Origin of the sequence: Pseudomonas sp. SIMBA_068 (genome assembly GCF_046534705.1) — a bacterium.
Classification (GTDB): Bacteria; Pseudomonadota; Gammaproteobacteria; order Pseudomonadales; family Pseudomonadaceae; genus Aquipseudomonas; species Aquipseudomonas putida.
In genome coordinates this window covers 1-263 of sequence record NZ_JAWRYI010000770.1, presented here as the reverse complement: position 1 = coordinate 263, position 263 = coordinate 1, and the positions used below count along the sequence as shown (strand labels likewise).

Here is a 263-nt window from a genome sequence, read left to right as displayed (position 1 = left end):
AAGCCGCCCTGTAAGGAATTGCTATGAACGAAGCCGTTAGCCCAGGTGCGCTTAGCACCCTGTTCACCGATGCCCGCACTCACAACGGCTGGCGGGAGACACCCGTCAGCGATGAGACGTTACGGGAGATTTATGCCCTGATGAAATGGGGGCCGACATCAGCTAACTGTTCTCCGGCACGTATCGTGTTTATCCGCACTGCAGAGGGAAAAGAACGTCTGCGCCCGGCGCTTTCCAGCGGCAATCTGCAAAAAACCCTGACC

At 57.0% G+C, this 263-nt stretch carries 1 protein-coding gene; it reads left to right on the top strand.

The window, feature by feature from the left end:
• Window positions 1-23: 23 nt before the first annotated feature.
• Window positions 24-263 (top strand): nitroreductase family protein (locus SB756_RS31375; protein WP_410913406.1); only part of this gene is annotated, 240 nt, incomplete at its 3' end.